Genomic DNA, 17,358 nt, shown 5'->3' with positions numbered 1-17,358 from the left:
GAAAGGCAAGCTCACAATCCATTTTTTGAACGATAGGACGTCGCTCACATATAGAGAAGACGGTTATGAAAATAGAAGAGTATATTGCCAAAGCTGGTAGAATTTGTGCCCTGCCTGATACCTGCCACAGAATTCAAGAGCTAATCGAAGATGACAACTCAACCATGGACGACATTGCTGAAGTGTTGTCGTTTGACCCTATTATTACTGGGCACGTATTAAAGTTAGCCAACAGTGCTTTGTATAATTTTAGCAGCCAAGTGGAAACAGTCTCTAAAGCAGTAACCTTGCTGGGGGCCGACGCAGTCTACAACTTAGTCTTAGCTACGGGCACATCGACTGCACTTGCGAAACTGGATACATCATCAATTGACCTTGATAGGCATTGGCGTACGAGTATCAACAGCGCGCTCATATACAAAAGATTTGCCAAAAAAGAGCGGATAAAAAAAGCAGATAGCTTGTTTGTAACTGGGTTATTACATAACGTCGGTGAACTTATCGTTGCTCAAGTTAATCCAACTGCAGCCAGTAAATGTGAAGAATTGCACGCCAATCAACCACCCCACTACATCCAGCAAGAAGTGTTAGGTTTTGACTATGCCACATTAGGTGCAATGCTGTTTAAACATTGGCGATTACCCAACCACATGGTGAACCTAATTTTGAATCAGCACAACATTGGCAGCTCAGTAGAGAGCCAGTTGATGTTTTTATCTACTCGCTTAGGCTTGGTCAGCGTCTTTCCAGAAGAATTCGAATTAGACCAAATGATCCCAAGTCAACTTTCCGAGCAATTGGGTTACAAAAAAGCAGATTTAGACGGTGCCATCGATTGGGCAAATATCGGTGCATTTAGCGTATTTTCCATTGTATGCCCACAGGCGAATTCTGTTTATTAACCAAGAGATTATGGCAGGTGTAAATATCTACACTTGCCAAACTTCTATCGACCGTCGAGCTATTAGGTACGATAATCCGCGTTGATTCGAACGTAGTCGTAACTAAAGTCACATGTCCAGATGGTGACTTCAGCATCTCCGCGATTTAACTGTACTGTCATATCGATTTCTTGGTGGTCCATCACACTTTGTCCATCTGACTCTGTGTAACTCTTTGCTAGGCCACCTTTATCGGCAACCAGTACATCACCTAAATATAAATCAATCAAGTTAGTGTCTAGATCGTTTAACGACTCACATTCACGAGCTGCATAACCAATTGCCGCTAAAATGCGCCCCAAATTAGGATCTGATGCAAAAAATGCAGTTTTAACTAGCGGGCTCTTACCTATAGCAAAACCAACGGCTTTGGCTTCAGCAACAGTTTTAGCGCCTTGAATAGTTACAGACATAAACTTAGTTGCACCTTCACCATCACGCACAATCGCTTGCGCTAGTACTTGAGCATTGGCCAAGAGAGCTTGATACAACTCAGCAAAGCCAGGCTGCTGCCGACTGGTAAAGTGAACGTCCGCTTGACCACTTGCAATAATAATAAATGAATCATTGGTCGATGTATCACCATCAACGGATATACAGTTAAATGATAGATCTGCAATTTCTTTGGTGATTTCATTTAAAAGTGACTGCTCAATACCAGCATCAGTTGCCAAATAGCCTAACATGGTCGCCATATTAGGATGGATCATGCCTGCGCCTTTAGATATGCCCGTTACCGTAACTGTTGAATTTTCAATGGTTAACTGTTGTGAAATCGCTTTAGGTGCAACATCTGTTGTCATAATAGCGTAAGCAGCTTCTTTCCAATTAGTTTCGGCTAAATTATTAACCGCTGCAGGCAATGCAGACAGCAATCGTTCCATCGGCAAGTTTTCTAAAATCACACCAGTTGAAAAAGGCAATACCGCCGAAGGTTCAATCGCCATTAATTCAGCAACGGCTTGGCAAGTCGCTAGTGCATCTTGCATTCCTTGCTCACCGGTACCTGCATTTGCACATCCAGTATTCACTACCAGTGCCCGAATACCATCACCGCTAGACAAATGTTTACGGCATAAAGTAACAGGTGCAGCACAAAAACGATTTAAGGTAAATACGCCAGCGACACTTGCGCCTTCACATATTTCAACAACAAGCACATCTTTTCGGTTAGCTTTTTTTATATGACCTTCAGCCCAACCAAGTTTTACCCCGGCAACAGGGTATAGCGCCATAGATTCAATTTCAGGTAGATTAACTGGCATAGTTTTCTCAATGTAAATTAATTTTTTGTGAATTTTAGCGATTGCAACTACACGTTGCAAAAGTTTTATATATGGAAAAAGGTTAAATATTTGTCAAAAATAAGCTTTAAATAAACACTAAAACCTTTTAGAATTGCAGCTCTTTATTAACATATTGGGCATTTATGTGAATAAGAACAACAAACCACTTACACTCAAAAAAGTAGCTGAAATTTTAAGCTGTTCTACAGCGACAATTTCTAACGCATTTAACCGACCCGATCAGCTTTCGGCATCTTTGCGCGAGCGCATTTTAACTGAGTGTAAGCGAATTGGTTACCATGGTCCAAACATAACAGCCCGAACGCTAAGAAAAGGTGAATCTGGTGTTATTGGCGTTTTGCTTTCTGACGCGTTAACTTACCACTTTACCGACCCTGTCGCCAATCAGTTCTTACAAGGAATTAGCGAAATTTTAGAGCAAAATAACAAACAACTTTTGTTGTTATCTAGCGCGACTGGTGAAAAGACATCAACAGGCATTGAATCATTGCCTGATGGCTTTATTGTTTATGGTAATCAAGAAAACAGCCGCTTGTTCGAACGAGTCGTTCAGCAAGGAAAATCTATGGTTACCGTCGACTTTGACTCAAGCGACTATGCCTCTATCAATATCGATAACTTCCAAGCAGCGTATGATATTGGCAACCATGTTTTTGTCAGCGAACCAATGCAACCAGCCATTTTAGGTTTAAAGCTCATACACAGTGACCGGGTATGTCGAATCACCAAAGCTGAGCTATTGCAAGAATCTCAATCTATTTCCCGCAGGCGATTAAACGGATATCTGTCCGCAGCCAAGGCGAATAACGTAGAGATTTCTTGTAATCGGATATGGCATATACCAGAAAACGATTACCAACTTGCATACCAAGCAGCGCACGAAGCGCTCACCTCTCTACCCATGCCTGATGCGTTAATTTGTATGAGCGACATCATTGCAATTGCGGCTATGGCTGTCGCTAGAGAGTTAAAATTAGATGTACCAGATATTGTAAAAATTGTCGGTTTTGACGACATACCAGAAGCCGCGCGTGTATCGCCACCACTTACAACGGTTTGCCAACGCAACAAAGAAAAAGGCAAAGTTGCCGCGGAAAAATTATTGGCTGGTGAGCTAAGCCAAAATACCATTTTACCATCGCAATTAGTTGTACGTTTAAGCAGTTAACGGCTAACCAGCTTAAATAAAAACTTAAACGTTAAAGCCGTTAAATTACGCCAGAACCGACAAAAGTGAGCAAATACCTATTTGCTCACCAGCTCAACCGTATACTCTCCTAAACCTTTGTAGCTGATTTCTGTTTGGCCAAACTCAAGTTCAAGCACCCCAGCAAATGATCCAGTAATAATCGCTTGACCTTTCTTTAATTCAAAGCCGTTTTCCAGCGCAAAGTTAACAAACCAGCTAAGTGGGTTGCCAGCAAGCTTATTCGGATGTTTACCCTCGTATGCAGTCGTTTTACCGTTTTGTGTTACTCCAATATCTATAGTTGCTGTGTTAAAAGCGGTTTGTTTATCAATTTCTGGACCAACAAATAAACCTTGATTGGTTAAACAATCAGCCAAACGCTCATAAAATTGCGCATCACAATCATCTTTATAACGCGCTTGCATCAATTCCAATGCCATATGTGCACTGGCAATTACACTTTGAATTTCTTGCTCTGAGTATCCACCCGCTTTTGCAGGCAAGTCTTGTGCTAACACAAAAGCGATTTCGGGCTCGATGCGTGCTCGAGTATGTTCGGGCATTAAACACGCTTGCGCACCTGTGTGGTAGCTATCGGAAAAAATTGGCGAGATCACCACTTTGCCTTCAGCAGGAGGCAACAAACACTTCCAACCAGCTACTTTATGTTGTTTTAATTCAATCATTTGCTTATGTACAGCTAAAGCTGAATCGATATTGTCTGGGCGAATATCAATTGGCAATGCATCAAATTTTTGTTCGGGTTGACGACGGTTTAACAAAGTTTCAGCCGCTTGTTTTGTATCTATTTGAGTAGTCACTAGTTATAGCTCCAAATGCTGTGGATTAAATTTTGTCAGCATATATTAAACTCAAAATAGTGCTTGAGCATAGTGAAATCAGCAAGATAGCCAGCATAACCACAGCAGATAACGACAAAATCATCTTACAAAAAAAATAAAACAAACATTAATTGTAAAACATATTGAAAAAACATTGTAAAACAACTAAATTTACAAAAGTGTAATTCATAACAATACTTACTTACAGAAAGGCAACATAAATATGTCGATACAAAAAGCATTTTTGTTACTTACAACTGTGTTGGGGTTAATATTCGCACCACACTCTTTTGCTCAAGAACATCCGAGCCTGATTTTAACCAAAGCAGGTGTTGAAAAAATTCGTGCAAATTTGGGTAAAACACCACTATTTGATGCAAGCTTAGAAAAAGTAAAACAACAGGTAGATGCTGAAATTGCATTAGGGATTGATACCCCGATTCCAAAAGACTTTTCTGGTGGCTACACCCATTATCGCCACAAACTCAACTTTGTGATCGCACAAAAAGCGGGCGTGTTGTATCAAATATTGCAAGATGACAAGTACGCAATTTATGTGCGAGATATGTTGTTGCAATATGAAGCTATGTATAAAAACTTACCCGTTCATCCACAAGAACGCTCGTATGCGCGTGGTAAGCTATTCTGGCAGTGCCTGAACGACAGTAATTGGTTGGTCTATATGAGCCAAGCATACGATACAATTTATAATTTCTTAACAGCTGAACAAAGGCAAAAACTTGAAAACAACCTGTTTCGTCCGTTTGCTAATTTCATTTCGTTAGAAAATCCTGCTTTTTATAATCGCATACATAACCATAGCACCTGGGGCAACGCCGCAGTTGGTATGATTGGTTTGGTTATGAATGATGAAGAACTGATCCAACGAGCACTCTACGGTATTGAAGATGATGGTTTACCCGTTGGTGGTGTAGACAATGACGGTGGCACCATAAAAGTAAAAGGACAGAAAAAAGGCTTTTTAGCAAACCTAGAAGACCCTTTCTCTCCAGATGGTTACTACACAGAAGGTCCTTATTACCAGCGATATGCTATGTATCCGTTTTTGATTTTTGCACTGGCAATGGAAAATACTCGCCCAGAACTCAAAGTACTCCAACATAAAAACAATGTATTACTGAAAGGGGTAAATGCGCTACTTAATTTGACCGACGCAGATGGTAACTTTTTCCCACTAAATGATGGGCAAAAAGGTATGTCTTACTACACAGCGTCATTAGTAACAGCGGTCAATATTGCATATTACTATGGTGGAAAAAATCCACAATTGCTCAGTATTGCGCAAAAACAAAATCAAGTATTGTTAGACCAATCTGGTTTAGCTGTCGCTATCGCAATTCGCGAAGGCAAAGCGCAGCCGTATGTAAAACAATCCATTAATTTATCAGACGGTATAAATGGCCAACAAGGGGGAGTGGGAATTCTTAGATACGGTAATGAAGACCTCACCTTAGTATTTAAATACGCAGCTCAAGGTTTAAGTCACGGTCATTACGACAAACTGTCTTTTTCTTACTATCAAAAAGGCAATGAAGTCCTACAAGACTACGGACTGGTTCGATTTGTAAACATAGGTCAAAAAGGTGGTGGCAATTACCTTAAAGAAAACGCGACATGGGCTAAAAGCACCATTGCACATAATACCCTATCGCAAAACCAACAAATGCATTTCGGTGGCAAGTACGCTGTAGCAAGCCAGCACCACTCAGAACTGTATTTTTATGACGACAGCAATGCAGATGTACAAGTTGTAAGTGCTACCGAAAGTAACGCATACCCTGGCAGTAAGATGCATCGAACCATGGCATTGATAAAAGATGAGCACTTTGAACAAGCTTATTTGCTCGACATCATGAAAGTCGACTCAAACAGTAAAAATGAGTATGACCTCCCCTTTTATTATATGGGCCAAGTGATTAGCACTAACTTCGAGTACCAAACACCAACTAATCTACAGCCGCTAGGCGACAAAAATGGTTATCAACATTTATATTTAGAAGGTAAAGGCAAAGCAGCAGCAAATAACACCCAGTTTTCGTGGTTAGGCAATGGCAAATACTTTACGTTAACTGCTATTACTCAGCCTTCAGATCAAATATTGCTAACTCGCATTGGTGCAAACGATCCTGAATTTAATTTACGCCGAGATGCTGGTTTCATGCTACGCAGATCGAACAGCGACAATACAACCTTCGTATCGATTGTTGAAGCACACGGCAGCTATAGTCCAGTGTCAGAACTATCGCTAAATTCGAGCTCAAACATTAAAAGTGCCTCGTTGCTTTACGATACAGACCAGTATACTGCTGTAGAAGTTATCGATATTAAAGGCAACCAACAAGTATTTATTTTGTCCAACCAAAATGCTGACAAATCAAAGCAGCATAAAGTAACAATTGGTGGCAAAACTTACCGTTGGCAAGGGCCATATTACTATCAATAACCCTCCAAAAGGGGCTAGTTAACTAGCCCCTCTCTACCATCATTTACCAACATTCAGATAAAAAACACCGCCAAACGCTGACGACACGATTAAATCCACGTACACTACGCGCAATTTAGTTTTACGAGTAAGAAATAATTGTGTTAATTGCAAATAACATCACCCAACAATTCGGTGCCAAACCACTTTTTGAAAACATTTCGCACAAATTTGGTGGCGGCAATCGCTACGGCTTAATTGGTGCCAATGGCTGTGGTAAGTCCACTTTTATGAAAATATTAGGTGGTGATTTAGAACCAACCAGTGGCAACATCAGCCTAGACACTGGAGAACGAATTGGTAAATTACGCCAAGACCAATTTGCATTTGAAAAATACAGCGTAATCGACACAGTTGTAATGGGCCATAACGAACTGTGGAAAGTAAAAGAAGAACGTGATGGCATTTACGCCAAAGCAGAAATGACTGAAGAAGATGGCATGCGTGTCGCGGATTTAGAAACTCAATACGCTGAAATGGATGGTTACAGTGCAGAAAGTCGTGCAGGTGAACTACTGATTGGAGTTGGCATCGACGTAGCACTACATTATGGCCCCATGAGTGAAGTAGCACCCGGCTACAAATTACGTGTGTTACTTGCACAAGCTTTGTTTTCAGACCCAGATATTTTATTACTCGACGAGCCTACCAATAACTTGGATATCGACACCATCCGCTGGTTAGAACAAACTCTTAACCAACGCGAATCAACCATGATCATCATTTCGCATGACCGTCACTTTTTAAATACAGTTTGCACACACATGGCGGATTTAGACTATGGTGAGTTGCGCATTTATCCAGGCAACTACGACGAGTATATGTTGGCAGCAACTCAAGCCCGTGCGCAGCTATTAGCAGATAATGCGAAAAAAGCAGCGCAAATATCAGAATTAAAAGAGTTTGTAGCTAGATTCTCAGCCAACGCGTCCAAAGCAAAACAAGCCACTTCACGTGCAAAACAAATAGATAAAATTCAATTGTCAGAATTTAAAGCTTCGAGCCGTGTTAATCCATTTATTCGCTTTGAACAAGAAAAACAACTTTTTAGAAACGCACTAGAAATTGAAAATCTAAATAAAAGCTTCGACGACAAAAAAATACTTAAAAACATCTCATTGTTGGCTGAAGTTGGCGAAAAGATCGCAGTAATTGGGGCCAATGGTATTGGTAAAACCACATTTCTGCGTACCTTGATGCACGAGATTGAAGCAGATTCAGGCATGATAAAATGGTCGGAGAATGTCAATATCGGCTATTACGCACAAGACCATGCTCACGAGTTTGAGCAAGAGATGTCGCTATTTGAATGGATGAGCCAGTGGCGTCAAGAAGGTGATGACGACCAAGTTGTACGTGGTTATCTAGGCCGGTTATTGTTTTCTCAAGATGACATTAAAAAATCGGTAAAAGTCTGCTCAGGTGGCGAACAGGGGCGCTTATTGTTCGGCAAAATTATGATGCAAAAGCCAAACATTTTAATAATGGACGAACCGACCAATCACTTAGATATGGAGTCGATTGAATCGCTTAATATTGCGCTAGAAAAATATGAAGGGACATTGATTTTCGTCAGTCACGACCGTGAATTTGTATCTAGTTTAGCCACGCGAGTGATTGAACTAAATGACAATGGCTATACTGATTTTGCAGGTAATTACGAAGAGTTTTTAGCGGCACAACAATAACCAATTAAACAGTAAAAAAGCGCACACTTAAATGTGTGCGCGTTATACAACAGCTTAAATCAGTATGACAGTAGTGTTATTCAACCGCTAAAATCAAACTTTCAAGCGCTGCCAATTCAACGTCCAGTAATCCTTGTCCATTAATAACAGTTAAATTACTTTGATATTCGCCGTATAACTTTTCAGTCAACCTATATTGGCCATCAACCAAGCCCATATCAGCAATGACATTCGCCGGAACAACTAAACTAATCTTAGGTGTTTTAACTTCAGCAAAGTTTGTAACGATAAAGAGTTTTTCACTATCGCTATAACGCGCATAAGCAAACTGCTGATCAGTATACGTTTGGTAATTCGCGCTGCGGTTAACTTGGTGTAAATCGGCATAATCACCCATTAACGCATCACTGGATATAGTGAAGTTTAATAACCTTTGATAAAAGTCACGCAGTTGACGCTCTTCGTTTGTTAATTTTCCGCCATCAAATTTCCCATCATTCATCCACCTTTGATGTGCTGGAACGCCAGCATAATCAAATATTGTTGTGCGGCTTGGATCACCAAAGCCCATTTCTTCACTACCATCTTCACCCACTTCTTGGCCAAAATATACCATCATTGGTGACGTACTAATTGTTGCCGACACGACCATAGCCGGTTTACCTTTGTTCGCATCACCGGCAAACTCAGGGCTCGCGATTCTTTGTTCATCGTGATTATCTAAAAAGTGCAATAAATTGTGCTCAATATCGGCAAAACGATTTTGGATAGAGACTAAATGATCGGTTGAACCTTTACCTTGCATAACGGGTTTTAGACTATCGTAAAAATCTACTTTATCGTATAGATAGTCCATTTTGCCTAAATGGATATAATCGCGGTAACGTTTAGGGTTATAAATTTCCGCCAATAAAAATGCATCTGGATTAGCCATTTTGATCGACGAATTCATATAACTCCAGAACTCCACTGGCACCATTTCAGCCATATCAAAGCGGAAACCATCTACACCTTTATCAATCCAGTATAAAGCGATATCACGGAATTTAACCCATGAGTCAGGCACGTCTTGCTGCGCCCAAAACTGAAAATGTGCTTGATAATCTTTTTGCGCAAAACCCTCAGGCAAAGTCGGAAAATCTAAACTACCATCAGGTTTGACACCATAGTTAATTTTAACGGTTTCATACCAGTCATTAAAATGCGGCTGTGCACGACGCGATCCATTGCCTGTCCACTTAGCTGGAGATTCTGCAAAATAATTATCCGCCAATGGATGAGCTTCACCGCCTAAAGGTTCATAGCCATTCAGTGCAGCAGGCACTTTGAAGTCTTGTCCTGGTACGTAGTAAAAATTATTGTCTCGTGCATATTCAACCGAAGTATCATCACTTACGCCAAAATCTTCAACCCCAGCAGGTTTATCTAAAGACTGATAATTTCGTGCAATATGATTTGGCACAATATCAATTAACACTTGTAAACCCGCATTGTGCGTGCGCTCAATTAAAGCTTCAAACTCGGCAACTCGGTTGACAGGGTCCAGCGCTAAATCAGGATTGACTGAGTAGTAATCTTTCACCGCGTACGGAGAACCCGCGCGACCTTTGACTACATCAGGGTCATCATTACTAATTCCGTAAGCGCTATAGTCGTTGATTACAGCATGGTGCGGTACGCCCGTATACCATATATGAGTAACGCCTAAATCTTTAATTGCATTTAGTGCTGTTGGGGTAAAATCTGCAAACTTACCTACGCCATTTTCTTCAATTGTTCCCCAAGGTTTATTGGTCGTATTGGTATTGCCAAACAAACGGGTAAAAACTTGATAGACAACATATTTATGCTCTGGTTTTACCTGTTCTGATGGCGCAATTACAGAGGTGTTTTGCCGACTACTCGTTTCATTTTGGGTTGACACACAAGCCGTAAATAAAGCTGAACTTATACCGGCTACGACTAAACTTAGCACTAGCTTAGATTTAAACAATTTCACTCGATATCCTTTAGTTTTTATTGATTGAGCTAAATATAGCGCACTACTGGTTAAGTTAAGGTTAAGATTCCACCACACCCATTCGTATTATGTTTGACATTTTCACACCAATAAAACTATATTGTAATAATTGCATAACCCTAAAACACATTAGGTTTAAATTATGAACAAGCGTCCTATTATCTCATCATTTATGTTGGTAGCCTTGGCTGGTTGCCAAAGTACAGGCACGGAACAAGCGCCAATTGAAAAAAATAACTATATCCCACCCATTCATACGCCAAACGGTTTAGTCACAAAAGAAAAACGTTTAAAACTATTGGAGGAATTTTCTGATGATTTTGAACAAGCGACTTTAGATGAATCAAAATGGGAGAACGCCCCCAAGTCTTTAAATGTTGGAGCATGGACATTTGCTCAGCCGAATGCTTATGTCAACGACGGTCAATTAGTAATCGAAGCCACTCAAGAAACCCACACCAGACCATTTAAAGATAGCTGTTGGGACGGCAAAGCTGGCGGCTCAGCTAAAACAGTTGAACGCACCTTATACTATAAATCGGGTGCAGTGCGCTCTGCTAAAGAAACCGTGTACGGTTATTATGAAGCGAAAATGCAAGGCGTAAAAATATTTCCGGGGTTGTGTCCGTCATTTTGGATGTACAGCGATGGCCACCCTTTCCCTGATCGCAACGACAAATCAAAACAATATGTCGATTACAGTGAAATAGACATTGTTGAATTGCAACAAGCCGATTGGCGCGCACCAGGCGATGAAGATGATGTGTACGACATGGACCTTAACCTGCATGCTCGTGTTGAAGAAAATGGCCGTATTGTGTGGAAGCGGCCTAAACCCAACAAGGCAACACAGTTTAACCACTACCGCGCGCCATTTGATCCATCAAAGGGCTTTCATACTTATGCAGTTGAAAATCGCAAAGATAAAATCACATGGTATGTTGATGGGGTAAAAGTAGCTGAGAAACCCAATACCTGGTGGCACCGCCCTATGCATGTCATTTTCTCAATGGGTTTACGCCGTAAGTTTATAAAATATAACCCAGCATGCCAACGCGCAGATCCAAACCCTGATTATGTTGTCAAAGAAGGTTATCCAGAAGATGCACGAATGCGGGTCGATTATGTGCGTGGGTGGGAAGTCCTTCCATCAATTTGGTTAGATCACTCAAGCAAACAACTCAAGAGTATTAAATACACCACCTCTGATACTTTGTCAGTTAAATTACATTATCACGGTGGCAGTAATTACCATGTAGCAAGCCCAATAACCGTCAGTTTAGTTGAAAGAACTGACGACAAAATTATACAAACAATCCAAACACAGCAAGAGCCAAGTGTAACCAGCGAAGATAAACGCTACGGCGGTGAACTTGAAGTTAAACTTAATTTACAGGCCGCAAAACCGCTAAGTAGGTTAGCCAACGGACATTACTATGCATTGCAAGCAAGTTTTAAATCTTCCAACGGCGAAACCATTAGCTTGTTAGGGGAACCTGTTCGCATTAACGTTAGTAAATAATTTTTGAATCAACTAGTAGATAAAGGGAACTAAAAAAAGGTGTAATAATGAACACAGCTACCACATTAGCGTTTACCCAAAAACGAATTACTGCCGTTTAGGAGTAAATTAGGCTGATTTATTTTTTAAATCAGCCTACTTTTTGAGCTAATAGTTGTCCGAACGATGCGAACGGGACAATCTGCGAAGGCTCTATATTTTCGTTTTGATAATCACTGATGCTAAATAAGATATCTAACGCGACATCATCGCTCGATATCATAAAGCCTTTATCGCTATTGATTTCGACCACTTGTTGGTCTTGCGTTTGTAGCTTGAAGTATTTTAGCTCAAAGTCCAATAAACTAAATTGATACTCCGGACGGCAGCGATATTGGTATTGAGTTTCGGTTTGACCGATAGTTTGTAGGTAGAAGGTTTAACCAAGAAGCGTCCTGCGGTTAAATGGTGATACCAAGTGAAATTGGTCAAGCTTATGGCAATTTTAATTTAGTCGCGCTAAGCCAGTTGAAAGACAAAAATAAGGTGTAGTGATAACGTATGGGGTGTAAAAAACTTTTATAAAATACTGCAATCTATTGATTTTTAAGGAAAAAATGGTGGCCCCACCTGGACTCGAACCAGGGACCTAACGATTATGAGTCGTGCGCTCTAACCAACTGAGCTATAGGGCCATTTAGAATTGATTTTACAACTTTCTTTGCTATGCGTCGAAAGTGGTGCGCAGTATAAAAGAAGCTTTTTTACTTGTCACTATTTTTTGTTAATCTTTTGATTAAACGGTTAATTTTTCTACATTATCCGTTATAGCTAACCTAAAATAAAAAAGCCCCAAGACGAACTTGGGGCAATGAGCACACATGGCACACACACACAAAAAACTGTTACAAGGTATTTGGGTCTAAAATATACTGTTCGTAGCGACGATCAACTTTGCTAATCATAGGGTTAGCAAACTTAAATATTCTGCGTTGCTTTAAATTGCTAAACTGAAATCTTTCGTAAAAATATTCTTTCCAAAGCGCACTTAGTTCACCACTTTGATATGCCCTTTCCAAACCAATTTGAACTCGCTCCGCTAACAATTTATTGTCGGGATGAGTAAAGAAAAATTTTGGCAACGGATAATAAATGCAAATCTCGGTGTCATACCGCAAGCCGTCAATATGCTTGAATTTATCCCACTCACGCTTTAATTCGTGTGCACCCAAAGGAAACATATCGCCGCGATTGTTTGCAGCCATATAAAACAAACCTTCGATATGGCTACCTTCAACAACCCTAAACCCTTGCGAGCGCAAAATATCTCCATCTAACCAGCCGCGCCCTTGAATAATCTTTAAAGACGACGCATCTTCTTTTGTTTGCACAGTTCGCAACTTGCTTTGCGCTTCAGGCGAAATTAAGCCAACTCGGTAGCCCGCTACGCCAAGCTCAACCGGAAAGTGCACGGCTTGTAACTTTTCTAATAATTCGTTCGATACTGAGTCTTTGTATAAATAATTGTTAAACTGTTTTTCTTCAGCCTCCACACGCATTCTGGTATAGCTAGGCGTGTCGCCAGGTCGAAGGTTGATTTGGTATGAACCGTAATCTTCAACTGTGTTGTCGAGCGCTAATTTTACTAAGTTATATTCGTATTGTTGTTTAACGTCACCTTGTATACCAGTTGCAAATGTCACAACAGTTTTAGCAATCCCTTGTGAATGACAACTAAGCGTTAATGCTAACACCGCAATTAACTTTTTCATCTTTAGCTCACCTCTCACAACACTTTAAAAACATTGTACATTGTAAACAATTTACTGTAAATAGAGAGATCTAAAAAAGTTTTAAAATAGTTAACCTGAACTCTGGATAACAAGTTAGCTACCTCATTGTTATTAGTAGTTAAGTTTATTTTTAGCCATTCTAGAAAGCAAGTTGTTATCCAGAGTTCAGGTTAGTTAATGTTCGGTAAAAAAATAATCCCCACTACCTAATTTGGCAGCAGGGATTATGGGGAGGCTAGTTAATTTGGCTCGCTCCAAACTAACAATCTTATCTAATTTAGGCGCTTTATTTAGTTTCTTTTAAATATACAGTTTTCTTCTCTAGATACTGTTCTAAACCAAATTTACCATCTTCACCACCAAAGCCACTTTGTTTCCAACCATTATGGAAACCTTGATGTTGCTCACCCATTCCTCGGTTAACATAAACTTCACCAACGTCTAAATCGTTGATAAATTTGTTGATGTCGAAGTAATTTTTGGTGTAAACGTAAGCGCTTAAGCCGTATATGCTATCGTTACAAAACTCAATTGCTTGGTCTGCGTCTTTAAATTTAACAACAGGTAATACTGGTCCAAACGTTTCTTCATGAACTGCAATATTAGCTTGGTCAACATCAACCAATACAGTTGGCTCGTACCAACAACCACCTTCAAAACCTTCTACTTTTGCAACTTGGCCACCGGTTGCTAATGTCGCACCTTGTTTAACAGACTCTTTAACAATGTGATCAATGTTTTCAATTTCACGCTGATTGCACTTTGGTCCCATTTGGCTGTCGCGATCCATTGGATCACCTACTTTCAAACCTTTCACTTGTGGTAAGAATTTAGCCATAAATTCATCGTACACTTTTTCATGAACGTACAAACGTTCAACACAAGTACATACCTGGCCACAGTTAGCAAAGCGGCCCCATAGCGCACCTTCAACAGCTTGGTCAATGTCGGCATCGTCCATTACAACCATTGGCGCTTTACCACCAAGCTCTAACATAACAGGTGTCATGTATTCAGCGCTGGTTTTGTAAATTTGTTTACCCGCGTAAGTTGACCCTGTCATGGTGATCATCTTAGTAATTGGACTTTCGCATAAAGCTTGGCCCACAACAGAACCCGAACCGTTAATAATGTTCAACACGCCTGCAGGAACTCCTGCTTCGTTAGCAATGCGACCCAACTCAGTAGTTGCCAATGGTGTTTCTTGAGTCGGCTTTAACACAATAGTGTTACCAGTAATCAAAGCAGGACCAATTTTACGACCAGCCAAAGCAAGTGGGAAATTCCAAGCCGTAATACCAACAACTACCCCACGTGGGACTTTATGAATATAAATTTTTTCGTCTTGATTGTCTGAAGGTAAAATATCGCCTTCGATGGTTAACGCGTTGTCACAAGCGTACTCAATAAAAGTCGCAGTTACTTCAACTTCCATTTCTGCTACAGAAATCAGTTTGCCTTGCTCAGCTACCAACATAGGTGCAAGAACGTCTTTGGCTTCACGAATTTTTTGTGCAAAGTTACGTAAGATTTTTTGACGCGTACGAGCGGTTAATTTAGCCCACTCTTTTTGAGCTTTATTCGCATTTTCTAATGCAAATTGCGCATCTTCAGCACAGCCTTTTGGAATCTCACCAATTTTCTCGCCCGTCGATGGGCTCAATACGTTAATAGTGCCCTCAGCGTATGACTTAACGTATTCACCATTTATGAAATTAAGGTTGTTATGAAAGTTCATTTGGCTTATCTCCCCATCCAGCCGCCATCTACTAGTAGAATAGCGCCATTTACATAGTTTGCTGCTTCAGATGATAAAAATACAGCTGGGCCTTTAAAGTCTTCAGGTTTACCCCAACGACCCTGTGGAATTCGCCCTAAAATAGCGGCACTACGCTCTGGGTCGTTACGCAATGCCTCAGTATTGTCAGTATCAATATATCCTGGTGCAATTGCGTTTACGTTAACACCTTTACCAGCCCATTCATTCGACAATGCCATGACTAATTGACCAATTGCGCCTTTACTTGCCGCGTAACCAGGTACAGTAATACCACCTTGGAAAGTTAATAATGAAGCAGTGAAGATAATTTTACCTTCGCCACGCGCGACCATCTCTTTACCAATTTCGCGGCTTAATACGAATTGAGAGTTTAAGTTAACGTCAATTACTTTATCCCATAAGTCGTCACCATGCTCAGCAGCTGGCGCACGTAAGATAGTACCTGCGTTATTAATTAAAATATCAATTTTTGGAAAATCAGCTTTAACTTGCTCGATAAAAGCATATAGAGCTTGGCGATCTGAAAAGTCACATTGATACGCTTTAAAGTTTCGACCTAATGCTTTTACTTCTTTTTCAACTTCCGAGCCTTCAAGCTCTAGGTTTGCAGATACACCTATAATATCAGCGCCTGCTTCTGCTAAACCCAACGCAATACCTTTACCAATGCCGCGTTTACAACCGGTAACTAAAGCAACTTTACCTTCTAAACTAAATTTTTCTAACATAATAAAATCTCTTACTTAATTGGTTTTAATAGGATTATTCAGCGTTACATTCAACCAAGGCTTTCATGCCTTGTGGGTTGTTATCCATACTTGCAAACGCACTACCAATGTCAGTCAATGGATTTACTGAACTAATAAAGGGTTCAACATCAACTTTACCTGATGCAATCAAATCAATTGCCCAGTCAAAGTCTTCAGCTTCGTATACACGCGCACCTAACAACTCAAGCTCTTTCCAGAAGAATTGGAACAAATCAATTTCAGGTTTTTGAGAATGAATTGCAACCATTACAATACGACCACGGCGGCCAGCAATTTGCGTCATTGCATCGATTGCAGGTTTAACACCTGAAACTTCAAATACAACGTCTGCACCTTTGGTACCTGTCCACTCGTCAACAAACTTCTCTAAATCTGTTTCTAATGGATTAACGGATTCCACCCCTAACTTTTCAGCAAATGCACGGCGAGATTCATTAGGCTCAGAAACAAGAACATCGGCACCAACACTTTTAGCAACTGCTGCAACTAATTGACCAATTGGACCACCACCCAACACAACCGCTTTTTCACCAGCTTGTAATCGAGAACGACGAATATCATGACAAGCAACTGACAATGGCTCGATTAAAGCGCCTTGTTTTAAGTTAACGCCTGCTGGCAATTTGTGTAATGTACGTGCTTTAACAGTCCAGTTTGACTGGAACGCACCAGGAGAATCAATCCCCATAAATTTTAAGTTCTGACAAATATGCGTATGGCCCGCTTTACAAGTCGGACATTCACCACACCAATCTAATGGACGCACAACCACGCGCTCGCCTACAGTAAAGCCTTCAACGTCAGCGCCAACTTCAACAATTGTACCTGACATTTCGTGACCAATTGTTTGAGGTGGATTAACACGACCATCCATTACACCGTGATAAATGTGCATATCGGTACCACAAATACCTACATAACCTACGGCGAGTTTAACTTCATCTGCTTTTGGTGAACTGTTAACACCTTCAACAATTGAAAAACTTTTATCACCCATGTATTGAGCAGCTATCATTATGTTACA

General features: G+C 40.5%; 13 protein-coding genes and 1 tRNA gene. 5 read left to right on the top strand and 9 right to left on the bottom strand.

Annotated elements, in window-relative coordinates:
- The first annotated feature begins 65 nt into the window (after positions 1–65).
- Positions 66–902: an HDOD domain-containing protein gene (locus DS2_RS06910; protein WP_051479693.1), complete on the top strand. Its 837-nt coding sequence runs from the start codon at positions 66–68 to the stop codon at positions 900–902.
- Between the two features lie 62 nt (positions 903–964).
- Here DS2_RS06910 and argJ read toward each other — a convergent pair whose 3' ends face one another.
- Positions 965–2,206, bottom strand: a complete 1,242-nt coding sequence (gene argJ / locus DS2_RS06905; protein WP_035013988.1) for a bifunctional glutamate N-acetyltransferase/amino-acid acetyltransferase ArgJ — start codon at positions 2,204–2,206, stop codon at positions 965–967.
- 166 nt (positions 2,207–2,372) lie between these two features.
- On the opposite strand from argJ, the gene DS2_RS06900 reads away from it, so the two are divergent.
- Complete coding sequence (locus DS2_RS06900; protein ID WP_051479692.1) at positions 2,373–3,416, top strand: LacI family DNA-binding transcriptional regulator; 1,044 nt, start codon at positions 2,373–2,375, stop codon at positions 3,414–3,416.
- Positions 3,417–3,493: 77 nt separating this feature from the next.
- On the opposite strand, the gene DS2_RS06895 is transcribed toward DS2_RS06900, so the two are convergent.
- Entirely contained in the window at positions 3,494–4,258 is a 765-nt protein-coding gene (locus DS2_RS06895; protein ID WP_035013951.1) for a hydratase, read from the bottom strand.
- A 244-nt stretch (positions 4,259–4,502) separates the two neighbouring features.
- On the opposite strand from DS2_RS06895, the gene DS2_RS06890 reads away from it, so the two are divergent.
- Positions 4,503–6,743, top strand: coding sequence for a heparinase II/III domain-containing protein (locus DS2_RS06890; RefSeq protein ID WP_035013950.1), 2,241 nt, complete (start codon positions 4,503–4,505; stop codon positions 6,741–6,743).
- 140 nt (positions 6,744–6,883) lie between these two features.
- Positions 6,884–8,470 carry an ABC-F family ATPase gene (locus DS2_RS06885; protein WP_035013949.1) on the top strand — a complete coding sequence of 529 codons (1,587 nt, stop codon included), beginning with the start codon at positions 6,884–6,886 and terminating at the stop codon, positions 8,468–8,470.
- Between the two features lie 76 nt (positions 8,471–8,546).
- On the opposite strand, the gene DS2_RS06880 is transcribed toward DS2_RS06885, so the two are convergent.
- Complete coding sequence (locus DS2_RS06880) at positions 8,547–10,469, bottom strand: alpha-amylase family protein (RefSeq protein ID WP_419177436.1); 1,923 nt, start codon at positions 10,467–10,469, stop codon at positions 8,547–8,549.
- Positions 10,470–10,632: 163 nt separating this feature from the next.
- On the opposite strand from DS2_RS06880, the gene DS2_RS19720 reads away from it, so the two are divergent.
- Positions 10,633–12,012 (top strand): family 16 glycosylhydrolase, encoded by a 1,380-nt coding sequence (locus tag DS2_RS19720; RefSeq protein WP_051479691.1) that lies wholly within the window; start codon positions 10,633–10,635, stop codon positions 12,010–12,012.
- Between the two features lie 130 nt (positions 12,013–12,142).
- On the opposite strand, the gene DS2_RS06870 is transcribed toward DS2_RS19720, so the two are convergent.
- From DS2_RS06870 to DS2_RS06845, 6 genes are all read right to left on the bottom strand, one after another.
- Entirely contained in the window at positions 12,143–12,352 is a 210-nt protein-coding gene (locus DS2_RS06870; RefSeq protein WP_035013948.1) for a hypothetical protein, read from the bottom strand.
- A gap of 257 nt (positions 12,353–12,609) precedes the next feature.
- Positions 12,610–12,686: transfer RNA gene (locus DS2_RS06865), tRNA-Ile, on the bottom strand.
- A gap of 210 nt (positions 12,687–12,896) precedes the next feature.
- Entirely contained in the window at positions 12,897–13,763 is an 867-nt protein-coding gene (locus DS2_RS06860) for a hypothetical protein (RefSeq protein ID WP_035013947.1), read from the bottom strand.
- 307 nt (positions 13,764–14,070) lie between these two features.
- Positions 14,071–15,522 carry an aldehyde dehydrogenase gene (aldA, locus tag DS2_RS06855; protein WP_035013946.1) on the bottom strand — a complete coding sequence of 484 codons (1,452 nt, stop codon included), beginning with the start codon at positions 15,520–15,522 and terminating at the stop codon, positions 14,071–14,073.
- A gap of 5 nt (positions 15,523–15,527) precedes the next feature.
- Positions 15,528–16,292, bottom strand: coding sequence for a 2,5-didehydro-3-deoxy-L-galactonate 5-reductase (locus tag DS2_RS06850; RefSeq protein WP_035013945.1), 765 nt, complete (start codon positions 16,290–16,292; stop codon positions 15,528–15,530).
- 34 nt (positions 16,293–16,326) lie between these two features.
- On the bottom strand, positions 16,327–17,349 hold the full coding sequence (locus DS2_RS06845; RefSeq protein WP_035013944.1) for a (R,R)-butanediol dehydrogenase: 1,023 nt from the start codon (positions 17,347–17,349) through the stop codon (positions 16,327–16,329).
- Positions 17,350–17,358 lie beyond the last annotated feature (9 nt).

Source organism: Catenovulum agarivorans DS-2 (assembly GCF_000568405.1).
Classification (GTDB): Bacteria; Pseudomonadota; Gammaproteobacteria; order Enterobacterales; family Alteromonadaceae; genus Catenovulum; species Catenovulum agarivorans_A.
Note: the sequence above shows the minus strand (reverse complement) of the source record. Positions and strands in the feature narration are given on the sequence as shown.